We start from the raw sequence: 24,097 nt of genomic DNA on the forward strand, positions 1-24,097 counted from the left end.
TCCTTTCGAGGTCGTTCAGGGGAGGGGCGTATGTAGTCCGCCAGACTTGTCCGCACTTGCGAGGGGCAATACCATCGGCCGTCTCAAGCCGTCCGGCGACGGGGCCGTCCGACACGGGGGATGCCCCGCTTCTTCTTGCCTTTTTCCGTTCACCGGGAACGCATCGACCTTTGGAAGGTATCCGGGAAACCATGAAAATTTCCGTCCGAAATCGACTGTTTCAACTGGCCGCGATCGCCGCCGCCGGAATCGCGGCCTGGTTCTTTTGGCAGACCTACAAGCAGAACGGTCTTCCGCAGGGATTTGCCGGAGGGAATGGCCGGGTGGAGTCTTCCGAAATCAACATCGCGGCCAAGACGGCGGGACGGATTTCCGAAATCCTGGTCAATGAAGGCGATTTCATCACCGCCGGAGAAATTCTCGCGCGCATGGATACCGCGGTGCTGGATGCCCAGTTCAGGGAGGCGACGGCGCAACTCGACCGGGCGGTGATCGGAGTGGATACGGCCAAGGCGCAGGTCAAGCAGCGTTTGGCGGAACTGGATGCCGCCAAGGCGGTGGTCCTTCAACGAAAGGCCGAGCTTGACGCCGCGCAAAAACAGGCCGAACGCACGAGAGAACTGGTCGACAAGGGCACGACGTCGCAACAAACGCTTGACGAGGATATCGCCCGCTACGAGGGCGCCAAGGCAGCCGTCAGCGCGGCCGAAGCACAGGTTGCCGGTGCCGAAGCGGCCATCGGTTACGCCGAGTCCCAGGTGGTGGCGGCGGAATCGAGTGTGGAGGCCGCCCGGGCAACGCTCCAGCGCATCGAGGCGGATATCGACGACAGTGTCCTGAAATCGCCGCGCGACGGGCGGGTCCAGTACCGGGTCGCGCAACCCGGCGAGGTGCTGACGGCTGGTGGTGTCGTGCTGAATATGGTGGACCTCAAGGACGTCTACATGACCTTCTTCCTGCCGACGGAGGAAGCCGGGCAGGTCGCCATCGGGTCCGAAGCCCGCATCGTTCTCGATGCGGCGCCCCAATATGTGATCCCGGCCCGGGTTTCGCTTGTTTCCGACGTTGCCCAATTCACGCCGAAGACAGTCGAAACCGCCGTGGAGCGGCAGAAGCTGATGTTCAGGATCAAGGCGCGGGTCAATCAGGACGTTTTGAAAGATCACATAGAGCATGTCAAAACAGGTCTGCCCGGCATGGCTTACGTCCGGCTGAACCCGTCCCTTCCCTGGCCGGCAGACCTTCAACCCCACTTGCCAGAATGATCGGCGGAGGCGACGGAAACAGCGGAAACCCGGTTGACCGGGCACCGGTTGCCCGGTTGAGCGGGGTCGGTCTGCGCTACGGTAAAACGCAGGTTCTCTCCGATGTAAGCCTCGATGTTCCCGCCGGTTGCATGGCGGGCCTGATCGGTCCGGACGGGGTTGGAAAATCAAGTCTGCTGTCGTTGATTTCAGGTGCGCGCGCGCTCCAGACAGGCCGCATCGATGTCCTTGGCGGGGATATTTCCGACGCCGGGCACCGCCGCCGGGTCTGCCCCAGGATCGCCTTCATGCCGCAGGGGCTGGGCAAGAACCTCTATCCCACGCTCTCCGTCTCCGAGAACATCGATTTCTTTGGCCGCCTGTTCGGCCACGACGCCCAGGAATGCGCGCGGCGCATTGGCGAACTGACGCGGGCCACCGGTCTCTCACCGTTCACGGACCGGCCGGCCGGCAAGCTTTCTGGCGGCATGAAGCAGAAACTGGGGCTCTGTTGCGCCCTGATCCACGACCCGGATCTGCTCATTCTCGACGAACCCACGACAGGGGTCGATCCCTTGTCGCGGAAACAGTTCTGGGAACTCATTGGCGACATCCGGGCGCAACGCCCGCGCATGAGTGTTCTGGTCGCAACGGCCTATATGGAAGAGGCCGAGCGTTTCGACTGGCTCGTCGCCCTGGACGATGGCCGGGTGCTGGCGGAAAACACACCGGCCAAATTGCTCGAAGAGACGGGGACGCAGACCCTGGAAGCGGCTTTCGTTGCGCTTCTGCCGGAAGAAAAGAAGCGCGACTTCAGACCCGTGGACATCGTCCCGGCATCGATCGCGGAAGGCGACGGTTTCGCGATCGAGGCAAAGGACCTGACAATGCGGTTCGGCGACTTCACCGCCGTTGACCGTGCCAGTTTCCGGATACGCCGGGGCGAGATATTCGGCTTCGTCGGATCGAACGGCTGCGGCAAGACCACCACAATGAAAATGCTGACCGGCCTGCTGCCGCCAAGCGAAGGCACGGCTTCCCTCTTCGGCCGGCACCTGGACCCGAAAGACCTGGGCACGAGGCAACGCGTCGGCTACATGTCCCAGTCCTTTTCGCTTTATACCGAACTGACTGTCCGGCAGAACCTGGAGCTGCATGCAAGGCTGTTTCAGGTGCCTGAAGACGAAGTTGCCGTGCGTGTCACGGAAATGGCGACGCGCTTCGGCCTTGCCGATCTCATGGACCAGTTGCCGCAGAATCTGCCGCTTGGTCATCGTCAGCGGCTGTCGCTCGCGGTTGCGATGATCCACAAGCCCGAGATGCTCATTCTCGACGAACCGACCTCCGGCGTCGATCCGGTTGCCCGCGACACTTTCTGGCGGATGCTGATCGAACTGTCCCGCCGGGACGGTGTGACGATCTTCATTTCCACGCACTTCATGAATGAGGCCGAGCGCTGCGACCGTATCTCGCTCATGCATGCCGGCAAGGTCCTTGCAACAGACGCGCCTGGTACCTTGATGGAAGCCCGGGGTGCCGCAACGCTGGAAGAAGCCTTCATTGGCTATCTCGAAGAGGCCAGCGAAAGGGACATCGGCGATGACGAGCCGCCGGAAGCGCCCGAGGCCGTCCCGCCGGTCGTGGGCTCTCCAATTGAGCCGGGCGGCGGGGGAGGCTGGCGCCGGTCTTTCGATCCGAGACGCATGTTCAGCTATACGCGCAGGGAGACGCTGGAGCTGCGCCGGGATCCCGTTCGCCTGACCCTGGCACTACTGGGCAGCGCAATTCTCATGTTCGTCATGGGCTATGGCATTACTCTGGATGTGGAAGGGCTGACCTTTGCGGTCATCGATCACGATCAGACCACGCTCAGCCGGGACTACACGCTCAATCTGTCGGGATCGCGCTATTTCGACGAGCAGGCGCCAATCACAAGCCATGCTGACCTCGACCGCAGAATGCGTAGCGGCGACATCAATCTCGCCATCGAGATCCCACCCGGTTTCGCCCGGGACGTGGCGCGCGGTCAGGATGTCGAGATCGGAGCCTGGATCGACGGGGCCATGCCCACGCGGGCGGAAACCATTCTCGGCTACGTCCAGGGCATGCACGCGTATTGGCTGCAGGCCAGGGCGCGCGAGGCAGGCTACGCGGCGGCGCTGGTCGAACCGGCGAGCGTGGAAATCCGCTACCGTTACAATCCGGACGTCAAAAGTCTGCCCGCGATGATGCCAGCCATGATTCCACTGTTGCTGATGATGATACCGTCCATGCTCGCCGCGCTCAGCGTCGTCCGGGAAAAGGAGCTCGGAACGATCACCAATTTCTACGTGACGCCGACCACATCGCTTGAGTTCCTTCTTGGCAAGCAACTCGCCTACATTCTCCTGTCCATGGTCAGCTTTGTCATGTTGACCTTTCTGGCGGTGGTGGTCTTCGGCGTTCCCCTGACCGGAAGCTTGATGGCGCTGACCGTGGGAGCGCTTCTCTATGTGAGCGCGGCCACCGGGCTGGGGCTCTTGATATCGGCCTTCATGAAAAGCCAGATCGCCGCGATTTTCGGCACCGCCATCATAACGCTGCTTCCGGCCGTCAGTTTTTCCGGCCTGGTGGATCCGGTGCCGTCCCTGCAGGGCTTCGGCCGTCTGGTCGGCGAGATCTACCCGACGACCTATTTCCTCACGATCGCGCGCGGCACGTTTTCAAAGGCTCTGGATTTTTCGGATCTCGGCGCGGCTTTCGTGCCCCTGTTGCTGACGGTACCGGTTTTGCTCTGTCTCTCCGTTCTGTTTCTCGGCCAGCAGGAGAAGTGACCGGTGCGCTCCTCCAACATCCTTCACCTCGGCATCAAGGAATTTCGCAGCCTTGCGCGCGACCCGATCATGCTGGCCCTCATTTTGTTCGCCTTCACGTTCGCGATCTACTCTGGGGCGACGGCCATGCCGGAAACGCTGAACCGGGCGACTCTTGCCATCGTCGACGAGGATCAGTCGCCGTTGTCAAAACAGATCGCAGACGCCTTCTATCCGCCTTACTTCAACGTGCCGGCGATGATCACGACGCGCGAACTGGATGCCCGCATGGACTCCGGACTGGACACTTTTGCCCTGACCATCCCCTCGGGGTTTCAGCGCGATGTCCTGGCCGGCCGCACTCCGGAAATTCAGCTGAACGTCGATGCCACCCGCATGAGCCAGGCCTTCACCGGCAGCGGCTATGTCCAGTCCATAGTGAGACAGGAGATCCGGAGTTTCGTTAAACGCTATCGAGAAAAGGAAAGCGCGACGATAGGGCTCGCGGTTCGGGCCCGCTTCAATCCGGAGCTCAACAAGACCTGGTTCGGCAGCATCATGGAGGTCATCAAGAACGTCACCATGCTGTCCATCGTGCTGACGGGCGCCGCCCTGATCCGCGAACGGGAACACGGCACGGTCGAACATCTCCTGGTCATGCCGGTGACCCCTTTCGAGATCATGGTCAGCAAGGTCTGGTCCATGGGAGTCGTGGTGATCCTGGCGTCGGCGTTGTCGCTTTATCTGGTCGTTCAGGGCCTGCTGGCCGTGCCGGTGGAAGGATCGGTGCCGCTGTTCCTGGCCGGCACCGCCCTGCATCTCTTCGCAACGACGTCCATGGGCATCTTTCTGGCAACCGTATCGCGCTCCATGCCCCAGTTCGCTTTGATGGTGGTGATGGTTATTCTGCCGCTGGACACGCTTTCCGGCGGGGTCACGCCGCGCGAGAGCATGCCGGAATTCGTTCAATGGATCATGATGGCGGCTCCCACGACCCATTTTGTCATGCTTGCGCAAGGCATTTTGTACCGGGGGGCCGGTTTCGGCGTCGTCTGGCCTCAATTCGCGGCCCTGGCCCTGATCGGCGGCGTCTTTTTCTCGGTCTCCCTTTCACGATTTCGCAAGACAATCGCCACGATGGCGTGAACGGCCTTCGATGCGGGGCCAGGGCGGACTGACCGAAAGAACTTTACGCATTCCCGATCAGAACGCCGGCGGCAAAGACCAGGGATCCGCCGAGGACAACCTGGAAGGCAGCGCGCAGGAAGGGCGTGTCCATGAACCGGTTCTGGATATAGGCGATCGCCCACAATTCGACGAAAACCACCAGGGCGGCGACGCTCGTCGCGGTCCAGAAATGCGGGATCAGATAGGGCAGGGCATGGCCGAGGCCGCCGACGGCGGTCATCACGCCGGAGGCAATGCCGCGCTTGACCGGCGAACCGCGCCCTGACAGCTTGCCGTCGTCGTGAGCGGCTTCCGTGAAGCCCATCGAAATGCCTGCGCCGACCGACGCCGACAGGCCGACCAGGAAGGTCTGCCACGTGTCCTGCGTGGCGAAGGCGGCGGCGAAGATCGGCGCAAGGGTCGATACCGATCCGTCCATCAGTCCGGCAAGACCGGGCTGCACATAGGTCAGGATGAACTGGCGCCGTTCCGTCTGCCGCTCGTCTTCCTTGACGTCTTCCGGCGTGTGTTCCAGGCCGAGCCGATGCGCAAGGCTTTCATGGCCCTTCTCGGCGAAGGCGAGGTCGTCCAGCAGCTTGCGTGTGCCCGCGTCGGTCGCCCGTTTGGCGGCTTCCGTGTAGAAGCGGTAGGCCTGCAGTTCCATCTCCTCGGCCATGGCACGGACCTTGTCCAGGCCGAGCGGGCGCACGAGCCAGTCCGGCTTGCGGTCGTAATAACCGCGTACGTGCTCCCGGCGGATCAGAGGAATGGTCTCTCCGAAACGGGCGCGGTAGATCTCGATCAGCCGCTTGCGGTGTTCGTTCTCCTCCGCCGCCATGTCGTCGAAGACCTTGGCCGACCGCGGGTACTGCTCGCGCAGGCCTTCCGAATAGGATTGATAAATCCGCGAGTCGTCCTCTTCGGAAGAAATGGCAAGCGCCAGGATTTCCTGTTCGCTCAGGGAGGAAAAATCCCGTTTACCCAGTCCGAGAAACCGTTTGAGCATTCGGCGTTCCTGTTAGATATTAGTTTAGAATTGTTCTAATAAGTAGCTTTCGGACAAAATTTGCAAGGGTCCGTTGCCTCGATTCCGGATATTGACGGGCGCCATTGTGACGCATGCCTGGCGGAACCTCTTAGCCATCGTCCGGTTCCACGAATTCGAACCGTGGAAAGACGTCCTCAAGCTCCGGATCCTTTCCGGTCTCTCTGTTGGAGGTGTAAAACTGGCGATTGGCTTTCAGGCTCGCATAGCCGTGCAGGAACGACCAGAGGGTGGTTTCCACGGATGTCCGATGCACGGGGTGCCGGCAGGTCTCGGGCGAGATGTACCGCGAGACGTCCCGGAGCACCGCATAGGCCTCCTGGCTGGCGGGTAGCAGGTCGGGATAAATGTCGAATTGGCGTTCCATCGAGAACATCAGCCGGAAGAGATCCGGGTTGTCTTCGGCAAAGCCGACATACCCTCTGGCCGCCGCCATGACCTGGGCTTTTCCTTGAGATGAGGCATCCGCCATCCGGGTCCGCATCGCCGCGGCGAATTGTCGGAACCCTTCCGCGACGATGGCCGCCTGCAAAACGGACAGATTGGCAAAATGGTTCTTCGGCGCGCCATGGGAAACGCCCACCCGAGCGGCGCAGGCGCGCAGGGACAGCGCCTCGAGACCTTCATTCTTCAGGATCTCCAGGCCCGCCGATATCAGCGCTTCCTTCAGGTTGCCGTGATGGTATTTCGCGTCAGCCAGTCGGATTTCCTCCAGCAAAGTAGACAGCGTCAATATTTTTGATTGACGACTGCGGGATATGTATATAGACACTGACAACATTGCTGGGGCGCAATGTGTTGGGTGAACATATGAGTTTCAAGTGTTATGTGCGCACGTTGTCCGTTGCAAGCCTCGGGCTTTCGGCCTCGCCGGTTGCGGCCGAGGAAGACAAGGACTGGCATCTGCTTGTCGGGGCAGGGGCTTTCTACGGTGCCGATTATCTCGGCTCCAGCGACTACGGTTTCATGCCCGGATTGATAGGCTCCTTCGAGAAGGGGCCCTATTTCGTGAAATTCACCGGGACGACGCTGACCGCCAACATTCTGCCTTTTGAAAATTTCTACGCCGGTCCGCTGATCGGCTACGGGATGGGCCGCAAGGATGTGTCCGACAGTGTCGTCAAGAGGCTTCCGGAAGTCGATTCCGAACTCTGGGTCGGCGGCGCGGCGGGAAGCGGCTACGATGGACTGCTTCTGCAACGCGATTCCATCGGTGCGAGAATAGAAGTCGCCCACGACGTGATGGGCGACAGCGGCACCACGGCAACCTTCGGCCTCGGTTACGAGGTCAATCTCACGGCACGGCTCGCAGTCGGTGTGGACCTCTCCACGACCTTTGCGGACGGCAGCTATGCCGATGCCTATTATTCCGTGACCGCCGCCGGTTCAGCCGCCAGCTGCCTGGCCGAATACGATGCGGATGCCGGTTTCCGGGACGTGTCGCTCGATCTGACGGCCCGCTACGCGGTCACGGAAAAATGGGGCATCGGCGGGCTCGCGGGCGGATCGTTGCTCGTCGGCAGCATGGCGGACAGCCCGATCGTCCAGGACCGCGGCCAGACCGTCAGCGGACAGGGAGGCCTGTTTCTCTGGTACAGGTTCTAGGTCCACTGAGGAATTTGCTCGAATCGGAAGGCGGCGTTGCCAGGGTGTGGGGTCTGGCAACGCCGCCTTTTCCTTTCGCTCAGCTTACGTGGCCGTCCTTCTTCAGCTCTTGCCAGGTGTCGTTGAGTGTTTTCTCCACTGTCCCTACCAGAATATCGGCTTCCTCGTGGCTCAGCACCAGCGGAGGAGAGATGATCATGCTGTCGCGAACGGCGCGCATGACCATGCCGTTGGCGAAGGACAAGTCGCGGCAAAGGGTTCCGACCGTGCCGACATTCTTGAACGGCAGGTGGGGATTGGCCTTGTCCGGAACCAGTTCAAGCGCGCCGACCAGACCGGCCATGCGGGCTTCGCCGACCAGCGGATGATCGGAGAGCTTCAGCCAGCGTTCCTTGAGATAGGGACCGATGTCGCTCTTGACCCGCTCGACAAGCCCTTCACGCTCGATGATCTCAAGGTTGGCGAGTGCCGCCGCCGCGCAGGCCGGATGACCGGAATAGGTGTAGCCGTGATAGAATTCGTCACCGGCCATCATCAACCCTTCGGCGACCCTGTCCGACACCATGACGCCACCCATGGGCAGATAGCCCGAGGTCAGCCCCTTGGCGATCGGCATCAGGTCCGGCTCCATGCCGTAATGGGTCGAGCCGAACCATTCGCCGAGACGGCCGAAGCCGCAGATGACCTCGTCGGAGACGAACAGAATGTCGCGTTCCTTCAGGATCCGGCGGATTTCCGGCCAGTAGGTCTCCGGCGGGATGATGACGCCACCCGCTCCCTGGATCGGTTCGGCGATAAAGGCGGCGACCTTGTCCTCGCCGAGTTCGTCGATCGCCTGTTCCAGCTTGCGCGCGGCGACGACGCCGAACTCTTCCGGGCTCATCTCGTGGCCTTCGCCGAACCAGTAGGGTTGGTCGATGTGGTGGACGCCCTGGACCGGCAGATCGCCCTGGCCGTGCATCGCCTTCATGCCGCCGAGGCTGGTCCCGGCCAGCGTGGAGCCGTGATAGCCGTTCCAGCGGCCAATGATGATCTTCTTGTCCGGCTTGCCCATCTTGTCCCAATAGGTGCGCACCATCCGGAACACGGTGTCGTTGGCCTCCGAACCGGACGAGCAGTAGAACACCGAATTGATGTGGTCGGGCGCGAGCTTGGCCAGTTTCTCCGACAAGGCGACCGCCGGCGGGTGGGTCGTCTTGAAGAAGGTGTTGTAGTACGGCAGCTCGATCATCTGCTTGTAGACGGCGTCGGCGATGTCTTTTCGGCCGTAGCCCACCTGCACGCACCACAGGCCTGCCATGCCGTCGAGGATCTTCTTGCCTTCGGAGTCGGTCAGCCAGACGCCGTCTCCATGGGTGATGATCCGGCTGCCTTCCTCGTTCAGCGATTTCATGTCGGAGAACGGATGCCAGTGATGGGCGGCATCGAGCTCCTGAAGGGCTTTGGTCGGGTAGATGTTGGAATGGGCCGTCATGGCGTTAAGCTCCGGAAATGACAGGATCAGACGTTGAGCAGGAGGTATTCCCGCTCCCAGGGGCTGATCACGGACATGAAGGTTTCGAATTCTTCGTATTTGATGGCTCTGTAGGTGGCGACGAACTTCTCGCCGAAGACCTCGACCATCTCGTCGGATTTCTCGAACTTGGAGAGGGCTTCCGGCAGGCCGCGGGGCAGGGATTTCGCCCGGTCCGTGCAATCGTCGGCCTTGGGCGCATCGGGCTTCAGTCCGTTGACGATGCCCAGATACCCGCAGGCGAGGCTTGCCGCGATGGACAGATAGGGGTTGGCGTCGGAGCCCGGGATCCGGTTTTCCAGCCGCCGTGCCTGCGGATTGGAATAAGGCACGCGCAGGCCCACCGTACGGTTGTCGTAGCCCCAATAGACATTGACCGGAGAGGTCGAGGTCTTCGAGAAGCGCCGGTAGGAATTCACGAAAGGCGCCATGATGCAGGTCGCCTTGGGCAGGTATTTCTGGTGTCCGGCGATAAAGGACAGGAAGGCAGGCGTTTCCTCGCCGTTTTCACCGGCAAAGATGTTTTGGCCGGTTTCCCTGTCGACCACGGACTGGTGAATATGCATGGCCGAGCCGGGCTGGTTTGACATCGGCTTCGACATGAAGGTCGCGTACATCTCATGCCGCAGCGCCGCCTCGCGGATCGTGCGCTTGAACAGGAAGACCTGGTCCGCGAGCACGAGCGGGTTGCCGTGGCGCAGGTTGATTTCCATCTGCGCGGCGCCTTCCTCGTGGATCATCGTATCGATCTCGAGGCCCTGCTTTTCCGACAGGTCGTAAATGTCGTCGATCAGGTCGTCGAATTCGTTGAGCGCCGAAATGGAATAGGACTGACGGCCGACTTCCGGGCGCCCGGACCGGCCCCGGGGCGGCTCCAGCGGGTAGTCCGGATCGGTATTGGGCCGAACGAGATAGAATTCGATCTCGGGCGCGACCACCGGCTCCCAGCCCTTGTCCGCGTAGAGCTTCAGGATCCGTCTCAGCACATTTCGTGGCGCGGTCTCCACCGGCGCACCGTCCCTGGTACAGGCGTCATGTATGAGCTGGGCCGTCGGATCGCTCTCCCACGGAACGGTGGTCAGGGTCGAATAATCGGCCTTGAAATAAAGATCGCCGTCGATCGGGTTGTGCTGGAACCGCTCGTCGTCGTCGGGATAGTCGCCAGAGATCGTCTGGGCGAAGATCGAGGCCGGCATGGTCATCACCGGTCCGGAAAAGAACTTCTCCGTCGGCATCATCTTGCCTCGGGCGACACCGGCGATATCGGGAACGATACACTCGATGTCCTGGATGTTGCGGGCGCTCAGCCACTCCCGGGCGGCTTCCTCATTCGGAACGCCACGCAGACTGTCGATCGGTTTCGGGCTTTCACTGGCAGAGGTTTCAGCAGTCACGAGGAGCTCCAATTATCTGGTGCGGGAGGTGCCGAGAGGGGACTTCCTGCCGGCTGGCCCGGCTGACGGGCAGTCGCCCGTTTCGACCGGGGTGGCAGATCGACCCGCGTAGCGAATTTGTGATCACAAAATGACACGGCCGGCGTCCGGGATCAACCGGTTGGTCCATCGGAGAGGATTTCCCTGCCTAAAAAACCCATGCCGTCCAGGATATCGGCCTTGATCGCCGCGCGCAGAGCCTGCGTGTCGTTGAGCTCGATCGCGCGAATCGCCTCCTTGTGCCGGTCTTCGAGGATGGCGGTCCCGACCCGACCGTAGACCGTGCGCATGAACGGGGCGAATTGCAGCCAGAGACTGTCGATCAAGGGCAGAAGGACCTTCGATCGGGACGCCCGGTAGATACGAAAATGAAAGGCGTGGTTCAGCCGCATGTAGGATTCCGCGTCGCCGCTGTGAAGGCAGGCGTCGATATCGTCGTCTATGGCCTTCAACTCGCCCGCCGCGTCGCCGAAAAGGTGCGGCAGCGCAAGTTCCGCGAGTTCCGGCTCCAGCAAGAGCCGCGCCTTCAACACTTCGTCGAAACGCGCGGGCGTCATGTCCGGTACCTGGACCCGGCCGTTGGGCTTGACCTCGAGAGCGTTTTCGGCGGCAAGCCGTTGCAGCACCTCCCGGACCGGCATGGGGCTGACGCCGATTTCCGCCGCAAGCCCGCGGATGGTCACGGGTTTGCCGGGGACGAAGCGGCCGGTCAGGAGGCCGGTCCGCACGGCCGTATCGACCATTTCGCGCGTCGTGCCCCGCGAGGAAACGCGCTGTCCCGCGGGGGCTTTTGCGGGACCGGACTGGAGGGCGGAGCGCCGGACGGCCAATGTCTTTTTCCTGGTGCGGTGAAACCCAAATTCGTGATCCGGCTTGACAGCCATTTCAGAAAGTGATCACATTTTTGGAAATGAAGCAAACGAAAGCTGACGGCGCGTTGCAACGGCGGGCCGGAGAAAACAGCCGACGACAGGGCGAGCAAATTCTGAATGAATGAACTTCCTCATCAGGTTCTCGAACATCCGGCCGAACCCGGATGGAAGACGGAGTTCGACGCCTTTCTGGCCGCCCATCCGGACCTCGATACGCTTGAAGTCATTTTGCCGGACACCAATGGCGTGCTCCGGGGTAAATGGTTGCCGGGCAAGGCGCTGACCAAGGTGTTCGAGGGCGGTGTCGCCTTTCCCTATTCCCTGTTCGGACTGGATGTCTGGGGGCGCGAGGTTGAAGCCACCGGCATGCACCTTGAGACCGGTGACAAGGACGGCGTCTGCTGGCCGATCCCGGAAACCCTGAAACTCGTCCCCTGGACCGACCGCAAGACGGCGCAGGTGCTTTTGTCGATGTACGACCGGGACGGTCAGCCGTTCCTGGCCGACCCGCGCCATGTGCTTGAAAACACCATCACCGAACTCAAGGAGGAGTTCGGTCTGACCGCGACCTGCGCGTTCGAGCTGGAATTCTATCTGTTCGAGGAAAGCGAGGGCGACTGGACCGAGCAGCCGAAACCGCTGTTTTCGACCCATCTCGGCCCGGCGCGCCAGAACATGTACGCGCTTTCCGATCTGGAAGCCCTGCTGCCGGTGGTCGACGATCTGCGCAGAGCCTGCGAGGCGCAGGGGATTCCCGCCGATGCCGCGGTCTCCGAAGCCGCGCCCGGCCAGTTCGAACTGAACCTGCACCACCGCAACAACCCGCTCCTGGCCGCCGATGACGTGGTGCTCCTGCGCCGCCTCGTGGCCGGTGTCGCGCGCAAGCACGAGTTGAAGGCGTCCTTCATGGCCAAGCCCTTCGTGGAATGGCCCGGCAACGGCATGCATGTGCATGTCTCCATGGACGATGGAACGGGCAACCTGTTCGCCGACAGTGACAATGGGGCGGAACACCTCGGCTACGCCATCAACGGCCTGTTGAAGACGATGCCGGAATCCCAGCTTCTTTACATCTCAACCTTCAACGGCTTCCGGCGGATGCAGCCGGGCTCCTACGCGCCGGCCTCCATCTGCTGGGGCTATGACAACCGTTCCGTGGCCTTGCGGGTGCCCGCCTCCAGCCCGGAAGCGGCGCGCGTCGAGCACCGGATCGCCGGGGCGGATGCCAATCCCTACCTGGTGCTGACCGGCATTCTGGCAGGCATGATGGAAGGGCTTCGCCTGAAGAAGGACCCGCCGGCCCCGGTCACCGGGAATGCCTATGAAAAACGGAAGAAACGGCTGACCCCCTGGATGGACGAGGCCATTGACGCTTTCGAGGCATCGAAGCTGATGAAGCGGGCCGTCGGCAAGGAGATGCACAAGGTGCTGACGGAAATCAAACGGGAAGAGTTGAACGAATTTGGGCGGGAGATTTCCTCTTTGGAACGCCAGACATACTTATAGGCAGATCCTGCTTAAAATCGGCGCTGGACAAAAACCGGCGTCAAAGCCAATCTGCGGGACACAAAAGACGCAACCAGCGCAAATGTCCTTTTGCAATGAAGGCACAAGACCTTAGCAAGGCATGAGACAAATCTCTGAGGGGAGTTTTGAAATGAGTTTGAAAAGCCTGTTCACCGGAGCCGCCGCCCTGTCGCTGATGTGCGGTGCGGCCTTCGCCCAGGACCGGACTGTCAATGTCTATAACTGGTCCGACTATATCGACGAGTCGATCCTTGAAGACTTCACCAAGGAGACCGGCATCAAGGTCGTCTATGATGTCTTCGACAGCAACGAGGTGCTTGAAACCAAGCTGCTTGCCGGTGGAACCGGTTATGACGTCGTGGTTCCGACGGGGACCTTCCTGTCCCGTCAGATCCAGGCCGGCGTGTTTTCCGAACTCGACAAGTCGAAGCTGTCGAACATGTCCAACATGTGGAAGGAGATCGAGGAGCGCGTCGAGAAATACGACCCGGGCAACAAGTACTCCATCAACTACATGTGGGGTACCACCGGCATCGGCTATAACGTCGACAAGGTGAAGGAAGTTCTCGGGGAAGACGCCCCGGTCGACAGCCTGGCACTTATCCTCGATCCGGCGAACATGGAGAAGCTCAAGGACTGCGGCGTATTCGTGCTCGATGCCCCGACAGAAACCTTCCCGGCGGCTCTGAAGTATCTGGGTCTTGACCCGGACAGCAAGGATCCGGCGGAGCTTGAAAAGGCGGCCGACGTCTGGAAGGCCGTGCGGCCGTCCATTCAGAAGTTCCATTCTTCCGAATACATCAACGCGCTCGCCAATGGCGACATCTGCGTTGCGCTCGGCTGGTCTGGCGACGTGCTGCAGGCGCGCGACCGGGCGGCCGAAGCCGACAACGGCGTCACGGTCGAATACAGCATTCCGAAGGAAGGCGCGCTGATGTGGTTCGACCAGATGGCGATCCCGGCCGACGCGCAGCACAAGGAAGAGGCGCTTGAGTTCCTGAACTACATCATGCGCCCGGACGTCATGGCCAAGGCCTCCAACTACGTCTACTACGCCAACGGCAACAAGGCGTCCCAGGAACTCCTGAACGACGACGTCATCGGCGACCCGGCGATCTACCCGACCGAGGAAACCGTGCAGAACCTCTACACCGTCACGGCGTATCCGCCGAAAGTGAACCGGGTGGTCACCCGGCTCTGGACGGCAGTGAAGAGCGGTCAGTAACGAAACGGAAAACCGCCGGTCCTGAAGGGCCGGCGGTTTTCGGTTTGAGGCGTCTGTCATAAGGGGTGGGGACCGTTTTGGCGAAGAAATCTGTAGGACCCGTGCGGCGGGAATTTACCCCGTGGGAAAATCCCGATCATCCGCCTTTCATCGAATTCCGGAACGTGAGCAAGAAGTTCGGTGACTTCACGGCGGTCAGAAACCTGTCCCTGAAGATCTACGAGCGCGAGTTCTTCGCTCTGCTTGGCGGGTCCGGCTGCGGCAAGACAACCCTGATGCGCATGCTGGCCGGCTTCGAAACGCCGACATCCGGGCAGATTTTTCTGGACGGCCAGGATCTGGCGGGCATCCCGCCCTACCGCCGCCCCTCCAACATGATGTTCCAGTCCTATGCGTTGTTTCCGCATATGAGCGTGGAAAAGAACATCGCCTTCGGCTTGAAGCAAGACAAGCTTCCGCAGGCCGAGATAGATGATCGGGTCGCCGAAATGCTGAGGCTGACCAAGCTGGAACAATTCGCCAAGCGCAAGCCGCACCAGCTGTCCGGCGGGCAGAGGCAGCGGGTGGCTCTGGCGCGGTCGCTCGCCAAGCGCCCGAAGGTTCTGCTCCTGGACGAACCGCTCGGCGCGCTGGACCGGAAGCTGCGCGAGGAAACCCAGTTCGAGCTGATGAACCTTCAGGAAGAACTGAAAATGACCTTCCTGATCGTCACCCACGACCAGGAAGAGGCCATGACGGTTGCCGACCGGATCGCGGTCATGGACAAGGGAGAGTTGATCCAGGTCGCGACACCCTCGGAAATCTACGAGGCGCCGAACTCGATATATGTTGCGGATTTCATCGGCGACGTGAACCTGATCGAGGCCACTGTTTCGGAGGTCTCCGAAGACGGTACCAAGCTGCACTCGACGGGGGAGGGCTTTCTCATAGAAAGCAGCCAGACCACGGAGGCCGCGCCCGGAGACAAGGTCTGGTACGCCATACGTCCCGAGAAGGTCCGTATCGCCAAGGGGCAGGGAGACGCCGGCGCCTTCAATCAGGTCACCGGGATCGTCTGGGACATCGGCTATCTCGGCGACGTGTCAATCATTCACGCCAAGGTCGGCGCCGACAACCGGGATATCCTTCGGGCGACCTTCGCCAATGTCTCGAGGATGGTCGAGGACCCGATCACCTGGGACGAGGATGTCGTCTTGTCCTTCGACCGGGATGCCGGCGTCATCCTGACACGCTAGGAGGGGCGATATGGACGAGGAAGTGCACGTTGCCGCTCCAGTAAAGCGGTCGTTGGGCGGCTGGCTTCTGATCGCAATGCCTTATCTTTGGCTGCTGATCTTCTTTCTTGCGCCTTTTCTGATCGTTTTCAAGATTTCCCTTTCGGAAGTGGCCATCGCCATCCCCCCCTATCTGCCGACCTTCGATTTCTCCGAAGGCTGGGAGACATTCCGGGAAAATCTGTCGTCCTTCTCGCTTGAAAACTATATCTGGCTGACCGAGGACGCTCTTTACTGGAAGTCCTATCTCTCCTCGGTGATCATCGCCGCGACCTCGACGGTCCTGACCCTCTTGATCGGGTATCCGATTGCCTACGGCATGGCGCGAAGCCCGCAGTCCTGGCGCCCGACGCTGCTGATGCTGGTGATCCTGCCGTTCTGGACCAGCTTCCTGATCCGGGTCTACGCCTGGATCGGTATTCTGAAGAACGAAGGCCTGCTCAATCAGCTCCTCCTGTCGCTCGGGCTCATCGACGAACCGCTGGTCATCCTGAACACCAACATCGCCGTCTATATCGGCATCGTCTATTCCTACCTGCCGTTCCTCGTGCTGCCGCTTTATGCAAGCCTGGAAAAGCTGGACGGCAGCCTGCTGGAGGCGGCCGAGGACCTCGGTTGTCCGCCCTGGAAAGCGTTCTGGAAGGTCACCCTGCCGCTTTCGATCCCCGGCATGATCGCCGGCTGTTTCCTGGTGTTCATTCCGGCCGTCGGCGAATTCGTCATTCCGGATCTGCTCGGCGGTTCCGACACCTTGATGATCGGCAAGACGCTCTGGGTCGAATTCTTCAACAACAGGGACTGGCCGGTCTCCTCCGCCGTCGCGGTGATCCTGCTGATGATCCTGGTGATCCCGATCGTGCTCTTCCAGAACCAGCAGCAGAAAATGGCGGAGAAGAACGGATGACGCGCGGCCCGACCTGGTTCAACATAACCTCCCTGATCGCAGGCTTTTCCTTCCTGTACCTGCCGATCGTGCTGCTGGTGATCTATTCCTTCAACGAGAGCAGGCTGGTGACGGTCTGGGGCGGGTTCTCGACCAAGTGGTATGTCTCCCTGCTGCAAAACGATCAGCTTCTCGACGCCGCCTGGGTGACTTTGCGCGTCGCGTTTGTCTCCGCCAGCATCGCCACCGTGCTCGGCACGCTGGCGGCGCTCGTGCTGGTACGTTCCGGCCGGTTTGTCGGCCGGACGCTTTTCTCGGGCATGATCTTCGCGCCTCTGGTGATGCCTGAGGTGATCCTCGGCCTCTCCCTGCTCTTGTTGTTCGTAGCCATGGACCAGACACGCGGCTTCTGGACGGTCATGCTGGCGCACACCACGTTTTCCATGTGCTATGTGGCGGTGGTCGTGCAGTCGCGTCTCGTGGGCTTCGACAAGTCCATGGAGGAGGCGGCGGAAGATCTCGGCTGCCCGCCGGTCAAGACCTTCTTCCTGATCACACTGCCGATCATCCTGCCGGGCGTTATCGCCGGCTGGATGCTCGCCTTCACGCTTTCCCTGGACGATCTGGTGATCGCAAGCTTCACCACCGGGCCCGGCGCGACGACCCTGCCGATGAAGATCTACTCCCAGGTGCGCCTGGGTGTTACGCCGGAAATCAACGCGGTCTGCACCATTCTGGTGGCACTTGTCACCCTCGGCGTGATCGCCGCCTCCATCGCCACCAAACGTCAGCAGGTTCAGCGGGAGCGGGACGAGCGGGCGGCATTCGGAGCTGAGGGATGAGGGGCGTGTTGCTGGTTCCTTGAACGAGCCAACGGACTTCATCCCGGAACTCGAGTCAATTGGGTAGTGGATCAATCGGTGTTCTCACCCAAGTGCCACCTTTTCGGTCCCGCTCAGCTTCCCAATTCTCTTCAAGGTCCAAAACTTCAAGCAGCGTTTCGTCGCGCTCCAGAAGAGGACCTGCGGCAACGGCCGCATATTGCTTGGGGTCATCCGTATGAGCTTCGCCGCATAGAAACATCCAGGATCCGTCTTCCCGGCAAACAAGCCGAATATCAGTCTCATTGCGCAGGACATGGCAGCAAACGTAGACCTTCTGATTGTGTCTCATTGCGTTTCCTCGAGAGTGTCGGGCATCAAGCCCTCGGCGGCATGAACAGAAAGATCAGCAGCCAGACCGGCACCACGATAGAGGCGCCGAGGATCATGTTCGGCAGCGCCCAGTCCCAGAATTCCAGCACATAGATCCAGACCTGCACCGGGCTCAGGCCGACCACACCGAGAATGTCTTCCCCGGTGATGTTCAGGAACGACAGGCAGGCGCCGACAAGCAGCGAAATCACCGCGATCTTGAAGACTGTTATCAGGAATTGGTACACGGCTGGCGGGGTCTCTCAGGTCAATTCGGGTCTCGCGGGACGGGCCATTGGTTCTGTCAGGGTTCTAATATCACAAACCGGCTGCCGGAAAAGCCGCCAGCACGGCACGCATTCGTGCCAATCGCGGGCAGGGACAAAAGCCGGTGTCGGTAAAAAGACAGGCGGGTCAAAGCATTTCGCTGCGGCGCGGCAAAGATATCTTGACCGTGAAGGCCCAAGCGGCGAATGTGCGCGGCACGCACCAAGCGCTTTTTATTGGGAGTGAAACATGAACAAGATTTATCCGGATGCGAAGGCGGCCCTGGACGGCCTGACCTTTGACGGCATGACTGTCATGGCCGGCGGGTTCGGCCTGTGCGGCATTCCGGAAAACCTGATTGAGGCTCTGCGCGATTCCGGCGCCAAGGACATTACCGCCATTTCCAACAACGCCGGCGTCGACGATTTCGGTCTCGGCCTCCTGTTGCAGACGCGCCAGATCAAGAAGATGGTCTCGTCCTATGTCGGCGAGAACGCCACCTTCGAAAAGCAGTATCTGAACGGCGAGCTTGAGCTGGAATTCAATCCGCAAGGCACGCTGGCCGAGCGGATCCGTGCCGGCGGTGCCGGCATTCCGGGTTTTTACACCAAGACCGGTGTCGGCACGCTGATCGCGGAAGGCAAGGAACACAAGGATTTCAACGGCGAAACCTACATCATGGAAACCGGTCTGGTTGCCGATGTGTCGCTGGTGAAGGCCTGGAAGGCCGACAAGGAAGGCAACCTGATCTACCGCAAGACCGCGCGTAACTTCAATCCGATGATGGCAACCGCCGGCAAGGTCTGCGTCGTCGAGGTGGAGGAACTTGTCGAGATCGGCGATCTCGATCCGGACAACATCCACACCGCCGGTATTTTCGTCGACCGCATCGTCGTCGGCTCCCACGAAAAGCGCATTGAAAAGCGCACCACACGCGCAGCCTGAGGAGGACGCAATCATGGCCTGGACACGCGATGATATGGCAAAGCGCGCCGCGCAAGAGCTGGAAGACGGTTTCTATGTGAACCTGGGCATCGGCATTCCGACGCTCGTTTCGAATTACATTCCGGAAGGCGTTCATGTGACCCTTCAGTCGGAAAACGGCATGCTCGGCATGGGCCCGTTCCCGACCGACGATGAGGTCGACGCCGACCTGATCAACGCCGGCAAGCAGACCATCACCGAACTGCCTCAGACGAGCTATTTCTCCTCGGCCGACAGTTTCGGCATGATCCGGGGCGGGCATATCGACCTGTCGATCCTCGGTGCCATGGAAGTTTCCGAGAAGGGCGATCTCGCCAACTGGATGATCCCCGGCAAGATGGTCAAGGGCATGGGCGGCGCCATGGATCTCGTCGCCGGCGTCAAGCGCGTCGTCGTGATCATGGACCATACCTCCAAGGCAGGCGACCCGAAGCTCCTGACCGAATGTTCTCTACCTCTGACCGGCGTGCATTGTGTCGACCGGGTGATCACGAATTTCGGCGTATTCGATGTTACGGAAAACGGTCTGAAGGTTGTGGAACTCGCACCGGACGTGAAGCTTGAGGACGTGAAGGAAAAAACCCAGGCGACGATCGTCTAACCGGTCCCGTCTGCCGCCCGGCTGCAATCAGCAGGAGGGCTCTTTCTCCTTGAGGCGCTCGTGCACGGCACGGGCGCCTTTTTGATTTACGGTCGGCGGAGACAAAACACGTTCAGCTCGCAATTATCTGGGTAAAACCCACACTGTCATTAAAGCGGAATTGTCCCGAATTGGGATGCTGGCGCCAGAATGAGGGATCACTGTCAATTCTGTTAAGGTTTTTCGATCTTTAGAGCTTCGGGGAATGCTGCGGGAACCGGTGGTTTCCGGTTGAATTCCAAGAAATAAATTTTGCCACCTAATAAAGACCTGGCGTTTACAACTGCCGGGCTGCATTCGTCGGCGCAGTCAACCGGCCTTCAAGGAATATTGCCTATAGTTCTCCAGTATTCGAAGGGAGAACCTCGTGGCTGGAACGCCAAGGGCGGCACCGAAACTGATGAGAGTCCTGTCGTCCTGGCTGCCCAGCTTGAGCGCGCGCTTCGTGCTACTTGTTGCCGGCCTGTTCCTGGCGCTGTCCGTGGTCATGATCGTGGTGGCGAGTTATCTGGATTTGCGGGACGAGGAACAGCGGATCGTTTCCGATGCCAAGGCAATCGCCGCGACGGTCAGCCGGCTCGCGGTGCCGCATCTGACCAACCACCATTACCTCATTCTCGAGCAGGAACTGGAGAGCATCGCGGCAAGCGGAGTGGTGGAGGCGGCGCAGGTTCTCGATCCCGCCCGGTCGGTGACGATCGACGGCGATCCCGAGACCAGCTATTTCGACGAGCAGGAAACCCACCCCCTGGTCGTGCTGGCCCTGGAAACCGGCGTGGAACAGGTGCGTCAGACCCGGGAGAGGATCGAGATTGCCGTTCCGGTCCAAAGGACCGAGGACACCGGCGTCCTGGGCGTTGCCCTCGTTTCCGTGGAACGGCCGCCCGTACAGGGGCTGCTCTTCACGATCTGGAGCCGGAACATCGTCATAACGCTGGTGTTGCTTGTCTTCTGCGTCCCCGTCACCTTTCACTTCGCGGAAAATTACGTCCGGCCGATCAAGGCCCTGACCCAGACGGCCCACACGGTCAGCGCGGGCAACTTCGACGCGCCTTTTCCCGTCGAGCGGTCCGACGAGATCGGCGTGCTGGCACGGGCCTACCGGGATATGGTCGGCACGATCCGCAACAATATGGTCCAGATCCACGAACTGGCTTATGTCGATCCGGTGACCCGGCTCTCGAACCGGGAGAGCTTCCGGCAGCATTTCACGAACAACATGCACGGAGCGGACAGTCAGGCAAACCGCCTGTCCGTCCTGTTCATCGATCTCGACCGGTTCAAGCGGGTGAATGACAGCTACGGCCACGATCACGGCGACGCCCTGTTGAAGGAAGTCGCTTCCAGATTGAAAGGTCTTCTTGAAAAGCCGCATGGCGGCATGCCACCCGGAAACGGCGAAGCGGAGCCGTTTGCCCCACTGGTTGCAAGGCTCGGCGGCGATGAATTCGCGATCGTCGTGCCGACGGACAAATCGGCGGGCAACGTCGTCAAGCTGGCCGAACAGCTTGTTCAGTGCATTGAGCAGCCTTTGGAAATCAACGGTCTCACCATGACCGTCGGCGCCAGTATCGGTGTTTCGACCTATCCGGACGATGGCGAGGATTATACCGCCATCTTGAAAAACGCCGATATAGCCATGTACGCCGCCAAGAAGACTGGCGGAAACAGGGCCTGCTTTTACCATGAAATAGACCTGGACGCCCATTCTCACGAGCGCATTCGCCTGGAGGCGGAACTCAAGAACGCGCTCCTGGGAGAGGAAATCACAATCGTCTTCCAGCCGAAGGTCGATTGCGCGACCATGAAAGTCGTCGGAGCGGAGGTCCTTGCCCGCTGGGATCATCCGGAAAAGGGAATGCTCGCGCCCGGTGAATTCATCGATGTTGCGGAAGAGAGCGGTCTGATCACCCGGCTTGGAGACAGGGTCTTGATCCTTGCCTGCCGGCAGGGCCGCGCCTGGCTGGAGAACGGGCTCAAAATACCGCTGGCGGTCAATGTCTCCATCCGTCAGCTTGAAAAGCCGGGCTTCACGTCCCGCATTCTGGACATTCTGGAATTTACCGGATTTCCGCCCGATCTGTTGCAGCTCGAAGTAACCGAGACCGTCGCCATGGCGGATCCGGAGCGAGTGTCGGAGGCAACGAAACCGCTGCTTGAGGCGGGTATCACCTTTGCGATCGATGATTTCGGCACCGGCTATTCCAGCCTTGCCCATCTTCAGCGGCTGCCGTTCAATACCTTCAAGATCGACCGCAGTTTCATCAGTGGACTGGACGGGGACCAGCACAGCCGTTCCATCGTCCAGACCATTCTGGCGATGGCGAAAAGCCTGAACTACGAGGTTGTCGCCGAAGGTGTGGAAACCCGGGAACAGCAGATCTTCCTGACCGAGAACGGCTGTCACACGGCGCAGGGTTTCCTGTTCGCGCGGGCCATGCCCGCCGGGCGTTTCGAGGCCTGGTCAAGTTCGTTCGGCGGAGGTAAACCCATGGAAGGGGACATGGCGGGCGCCGAGGTCGAAGCGCAACGGGACCAGGTTGGCTGATGCTCTATTCCGCGGCAGCGCTTTTTTCCCGTTCCGCCAGCGGCCGGATCGCCGGAAAGTCCTGATCCGTAAGCGTTTCCCTGGCCAGCAGCAGTCCGGCGCCTTCGTCGAGATCGCCACGATGCTCGGTCAAAAGCGTCTTGGCGCGCAAGAAGGCCTTTTCGACGCTGTCCTTGATTGCCAGATCGATTTCCCGCTGGGTCACGTCGGAAACCTCGGCGACATCGCCCGCCGGCATGCCCAGGAAATTCTGATGCTTTTCCGTGTAGACGCGGTTGCCGAGTTCGCCGTCCATGCCGTAGCGCATCACCATGTCGCGGGCGACTTCCGTGACCTTTTGCAGGTCGTCCGACGCACCGGTGGAGATCTCGCCGAAAATGACGTCCTCGGCGGCCCGTCCTCCCATCAGCACCGCCATGCGGTTTTCAAGGTCGGCCGTCGACAGCAGAAACCGGTCCTCGGTCGGGCGCTGCATGGTGTAACCCAGGGCCCCGATGCCGCGCGGAATGATGGAAATCTTGTGAACCGGATCGCAGCCCGGCAGGTTGGCGGCGACGAGAGCGTGCCCCATTTCATGATAAGCGACTGTTTTCAGTTCTTTTTCCGAGAGGATCCGGCTGCGTTTTTCCAGGCCGGCAATCACCCGTTCGATGGCCTCGTTAAAGTCCTTCAGGGTGACGGCCGCCGCGTCCCGGCGAGTGGCCAGCAGAGCGGCTTCGTTCACGAGTGTCGCCAGATCGGCGCCGGAGAAACCGGCCGTGAGCTGGGCGACCTCATCGAGCTTCGTCGCGGGGTCGAGCTTGATTTTCTTGACATGGACCTTGAGGATCGCCTCACGCCCGGATTTGTCAGGCCTGTCAACGAGCACCTGCCGGTCGAAACGCCCCGCGCGTAACAGAGCCGGATCGAGGATTTCCGGCCGGTTGGTGGCGGCCAGAAGAATAATGCCGCTTGAAGGGTCGAAACCGTCGAGTTCGGTCAGGAGCTGATTGAGCGTCTGTTCCTTCTCGTCGTTTGAGCTCATCGGACCGGCGGCCCGGGCCCGGCCGAGCGCGTCCAGCTCGTCGATGAAGATGATCGCCGGGGCCTGCTTGCGCGCCTGTTCGAACAGGTCGCGCACCCTGGCGGCGCCGACGCCGACGAACATCTCGACGAATTCGGAACCGGAAATGGAAAAGAAGGCGACGCCGGCCTCACCGGCGACCGCGCGCGCAAGAAGGGTCTTGCCGGTGCCTGGAGGTCCGACCAGAAGGATGCCCTTGGGCACATGCGCGCCGAGCCGGCCGTAGGACTTCGGATCCTGAAGAAAGTCGACGACCTCTTTCAGTTCCCGTTTGGCTTCGTCGACACCCGCCACGTCCTTGAAACTGACATCGACATCGGTTTCGACATAGACCTTGGCCTTGGACTTGCCGACGGTCATCATCCCGCCGAGGCCCTGCTTTTCGGCAAAGCGGCGGATGAAGAATGCCCAAAGGCCGAACAGCAGCAGAACTGGCAATATCCAGGACAGAAGATCCCGGATGAAGGTGTTTTGCACGACACCCGTGAATTCGACGTTATATTTTCCGAGTTCCTCAGCCAGGGTCGTATCGACCCGTGTGGTGACAAAGTACTTCTTGCTGTCCTTCGGCGGATCCCTGAACCTGCCCTCGATCGTGTTTTCCTTGACGGCGATCTCCGCGATCTTGTCGTCTTTCAGGTATTGCTCGAACTGGCTATAGGGGATCTGCTCGATGGTGGTGTAGGCGGTCCACCAGCTTTGGAACATCAGCACCAGCATCAAGGCGACGAAAGCGTACCAAAGGTTTATCTGATGTTTCTTTTCCATCATCGGAATATCCTGCGGAAAATCGTGGTGTCGCCGTCATTGGGACGGTTTGCG

General features: G+C 60.6%; 20 protein-coding genes. 12 read left to right on the top strand and 8 right to left on the bottom strand.

What is annotated here, in order from left to right:
* Positions 1-191 precede the first annotated feature (191 nt).
* Genes JF539_RS01335 through JF539_RS01345 form a run of 3 tightly spaced genes read left to right on the top strand, consistent with a single transcriptional unit; the run spans position 192 to position 5,182 of the window.
* Entirely contained in the window at positions 192-1,265 is a 1,074-nt protein-coding gene (locus JF539_RS01335) for an HlyD family secretion protein (RefSeq protein ID WP_207138415.1), read from the top strand.
* Complete coding sequence (gene rbbA, locus JF539_RS01340; RefSeq protein ID WP_207138417.1) at positions 1,262-4,057, top strand: ribosome-associated ATPase/putative transporter RbbA; 2,796 nt, start codon at positions 1,262-1,264, stop codon at positions 4,055-4,057. The genes JF539_RS01335 and rbbA overlap by 4 nt, the downstream gene beginning before the upstream one ends.
* Before the next feature lie 3 nt (positions 4,058-4,060).
* On the top strand, positions 4,061-5,182 hold the full coding sequence (locus tag JF539_RS01345) for an ABC transporter permease (protein ID WP_207138419.1): 1,122 nt from the start codon (positions 4,061-4,063) through the stop codon (positions 5,180-5,182).
* A 43-nt stretch (positions 5,183-5,225) separates the two neighbouring features.
* Here JF539_RS01345 and mbfA read toward each other — a convergent pair whose 3' ends face one another.
* Positions 5,226-6,209 carry an iron exporter MbfA gene (gene mbfA, locus JF539_RS01350; RefSeq protein WP_207138421.1) on the bottom strand — a complete coding sequence of 328 codons (984 nt, stop codon included), beginning with the start codon at positions 6,207-6,209 and terminating at the stop codon, positions 5,226-5,228.
* 130 nt (positions 6,210-6,339) lie between these two features.
* On the bottom strand, positions 6,340-6,981 hold the full coding sequence (locus JF539_RS01355) for a TetR/AcrR family transcriptional regulator (protein WP_207138423.1): 642 nt from the start codon (positions 6,979-6,981) through the stop codon (positions 6,340-6,342).
* A gap of 77 nt (positions 6,982-7,058) precedes the next feature.
* On the opposite strand from JF539_RS01355, the gene JF539_RS01360 reads away from it, so the two are divergent.
* On the top strand, positions 7,059-7,853 hold the full coding sequence (locus JF539_RS01360; protein WP_207138425.1) for a MipA/OmpV family protein: 795 nt from the start codon (positions 7,059-7,061) through the stop codon (positions 7,851-7,853).
* Between the two features lie 79 nt (positions 7,854-7,932).
* On the opposite strand, the gene JF539_RS01365 is transcribed toward JF539_RS01360, so the two are convergent.
* The 3 genes from JF539_RS01365 to JF539_RS01375 form a co-directional block, all read right to left on the bottom strand.
* On the bottom strand, positions 7,933-9,327 hold the full coding sequence (locus JF539_RS01365) for an aspartate aminotransferase family protein (RefSeq protein ID WP_207138427.1): 1,395 nt from the start codon (positions 9,325-9,327) through the stop codon (positions 7,933-7,935).
* Positions 9,328-9,353: 26 nt separating this feature from the next.
* A complete protein-coding gene (locus JF539_RS01370) occupies positions 9,354-10,760 on the bottom strand; it encodes a glutamine synthetase family protein (RefSeq protein ID WP_328809183.1) in 1,407 nt (468 codons plus the stop codon).
* 152 nt (positions 10,761-10,912) lie between these two features.
* Positions 10,913-11,629, bottom strand: a complete 717-nt coding sequence (locus JF539_RS01375) for a GntR family transcriptional regulator (RefSeq protein ID WP_209016950.1) — start codon at positions 11,627-11,629, stop codon at positions 10,913-10,915.
* A 159-nt stretch (positions 11,630-11,788) separates the two neighbouring features.
* Between JF539_RS01375 and JF539_RS01380 the strand changes: the two genes are divergently transcribed.
* The 5 genes from JF539_RS01380 to JF539_RS01400 all read left to right on the top strand — a co-directional run bounded on the left by JF539_RS01380 (position 11,789) and on the right by JF539_RS01400 (position 17,422).
* Positions 11,789-13,177 (top strand): glutamine synthetase family protein, encoded by a 1,389-nt coding sequence (locus JF539_RS01380; RefSeq protein ID WP_207138433.1) that lies wholly within the window; start codon positions 11,789-11,791, stop codon positions 13,175-13,177.
* A gap of 151 nt (positions 13,178-13,328) precedes the next feature.
* Positions 13,329-14,423, top strand: coding sequence for a polyamine ABC transporter substrate-binding protein (locus JF539_RS01385; RefSeq protein ID WP_207138435.1), 1,095 nt, complete (start codon positions 13,329-13,331; stop codon positions 14,421-14,423).
* Between the two features lie 77 nt (positions 14,424-14,500).
* Positions 14,501-15,658 carry an ABC transporter ATP-binding protein gene (locus JF539_RS01390; RefSeq protein WP_207138438.1) on the top strand — a complete coding sequence of 386 codons (1,158 nt, stop codon included), beginning with the start codon at positions 14,501-14,503 and terminating at the stop codon, positions 15,656-15,658.
* A 10-nt stretch (positions 15,659-15,668) separates the two neighbouring features.
* On the top strand, positions 15,669-16,601 hold the full coding sequence (locus tag JF539_RS01395) for an ABC transporter permease subunit (protein ID WP_207138440.1): 933 nt from the start codon (positions 15,669-15,671) through the stop codon (positions 16,599-16,601).
* On the top strand, positions 16,598-17,422 hold the full coding sequence (locus JF539_RS01400; RefSeq protein WP_207138442.1) for an ABC transporter permease: 825 nt from the start codon (positions 16,598-16,600) through the stop codon (positions 17,420-17,422). The genes JF539_RS01395 and JF539_RS01400 overlap by 4 nt, the downstream gene beginning before the upstream one ends.
* A 55-nt stretch (positions 17,423-17,477) precedes the next feature.
* Here JF539_RS01400 and JF539_RS01405 read toward each other — a convergent pair whose 3' ends face one another.
* Positions 17,478-17,753, bottom strand: a complete 276-nt coding sequence (locus tag JF539_RS01405) for a hypothetical protein (protein WP_207138444.1) — start codon at positions 17,751-17,753, stop codon at positions 17,478-17,480.
* Between the two features lie 25 nt (positions 17,754-17,778).
* Positions 17,779-18,021 (bottom strand): DUF6460 domain-containing protein, encoded by a 243-nt coding sequence (locus JF539_RS01410; RefSeq protein ID WP_328809184.1) that lies wholly within the window; start codon positions 18,019-18,021, stop codon positions 17,779-17,781.
* A 268-nt stretch (positions 18,022-18,289) separates the two neighbouring features.
* Here JF539_RS01410 and JF539_RS01415 point away from each other — a divergent pair, with 268 nt between their 5' ends.
* The 3 genes from JF539_RS01415 to JF539_RS01425 all read left to right on the top strand — a co-directional run bounded on the left by JF539_RS01415 (position 18,290) and on the right by JF539_RS01425 (position 22,212).
* Positions 18,290-18,985 (top strand): CoA transferase subunit A, encoded by a 696-nt coding sequence (locus JF539_RS01415; RefSeq protein ID WP_207138446.1) that lies wholly within the window; start codon positions 18,290-18,292, stop codon positions 18,983-18,985.
* A gap of 13 nt (positions 18,986-18,998) precedes the next feature.
* Complete coding sequence (locus JF539_RS01420) at positions 18,999-19,625, top strand: CoA transferase subunit B (RefSeq protein WP_207138448.1); 627 nt, start codon at positions 18,999-19,001, stop codon at positions 19,623-19,625.
* 406 nt (positions 19,626-20,031) lie between these two features.
* Positions 20,032-22,212: a putative bifunctional diguanylate cyclase/phosphodiesterase gene (locus JF539_RS01425; RefSeq protein ID WP_209016951.1), complete on the top strand. Its 2,181-nt coding sequence runs from the start codon at positions 20,032-20,034 to the stop codon at positions 22,210-22,212.
* 4 nt (positions 22,213-22,216) lie between these two features.
* On the opposite strand, the gene ftsH is transcribed toward JF539_RS01425, so the two are convergent.
* Positions 22,217-24,043 carry an ATP-dependent zinc metalloprotease FtsH gene (ftsH, locus tag JF539_RS01430; protein ID WP_207140767.1) on the bottom strand — a complete coding sequence of 609 codons (1,827 nt, stop codon included), beginning with the start codon at positions 24,041-24,043 and terminating at the stop codon, positions 22,217-22,219.
* Positions 24,044-24,097: the final 54 nt, after the last annotated feature.

It is taken from the genome of Roseibium aggregatum (assembly GCF_017309185.1).
Lineage (GTDB): Bacteria > Pseudomonadota > Alphaproteobacteria > Rhizobiales > Stappiaceae > Roseibium > Roseibium aggregatum_B.

Excerpts from the sequence above, each read along its gene's own strand:
- JF539_RS01405 (WP_207138444.1), bottom strand. The coding sequence starts at position 17,753 with ATGAGACACAATCAGAAGGTCTACGTTTGCTGCCATGTCCTGCGCAAT.
- JF539_RS01385 (WP_207138435.1), top strand. The coding sequence starts at position 13,329 with ATGAGTTTGAAAAGCCTGTTCACCGGAGCCGCCGCCCTGTCGCTGATG.
- JF539_RS01420 (WP_207138448.1), top strand. The coding sequence starts at position 18,999 with ATGGCCTGGACACGCGATGATATGGCAAAGCGCGCCGCGCAAGAGCTG.
- mbfA (WP_207138421.1), bottom strand. The coding sequence starts at position 6,209 with ATGCTCAAACGGTTTCTCGGACTGGGTAAACGGGATTTTTCCTCCCTG.
- JF539_RS01335 (WP_207138415.1), top strand. The coding sequence starts at position 192 with ATGAAAATTTCCGTCCGAAATCGACTGTTTCAACTGGCCGCGATCGCC.
- JF539_RS01365 (WP_207138427.1), bottom strand. The coding sequence starts at position 9,327 with ATGACGGCCCATTCCAACATCTACCCGACCAAAGCCCTTCAGGAGCTC.
- JF539_RS01395 (WP_207138440.1), top strand. The coding sequence starts at position 15,669 with ATGGACGAGGAAGTGCACGTTGCCGCTCCAGTAAAGCGGTCGTTGGGC.
- JF539_RS01415 (WP_207138446.1), top strand. The coding sequence starts at position 18,290 with ATGAACAAGATTTATCCGGATGCGAAGGCGGCCCTGGACGGCCTGACC.
- JF539_RS01400 (WP_207138442.1), top strand. The coding sequence starts at position 16,598 with ATGACGCGCGGCCCGACCTGGTTCAACATAACCTCCCTGATCGCAGGC.
- JF539_RS01360 (WP_207138425.1), top strand. The coding sequence starts at position 7,059 with ATGAGTTTCAAGTGTTATGTGCGCACGTTGTCCGTTGCAAGCCTCGGG.
- JF539_RS01380 (WP_207138433.1), top strand. The coding sequence starts at position 11,789 with ATGAATGAACTTCCTCATCAGGTTCTCGAACATCCGGCCGAACCCGGA.
- ftsH (WP_207140767.1), bottom strand. The coding sequence starts at position 24,043 with ATGGAAAAGAAACATCAGATAAACCTTTGGTACGCTTTCGTCGCCTTG.
- rbbA (WP_207138417.1), top strand. The coding sequence starts at position 1,262 with ATGATCGGCGGAGGCGACGGAAACAGCGGAAACCCGGTTGACCGGGCA.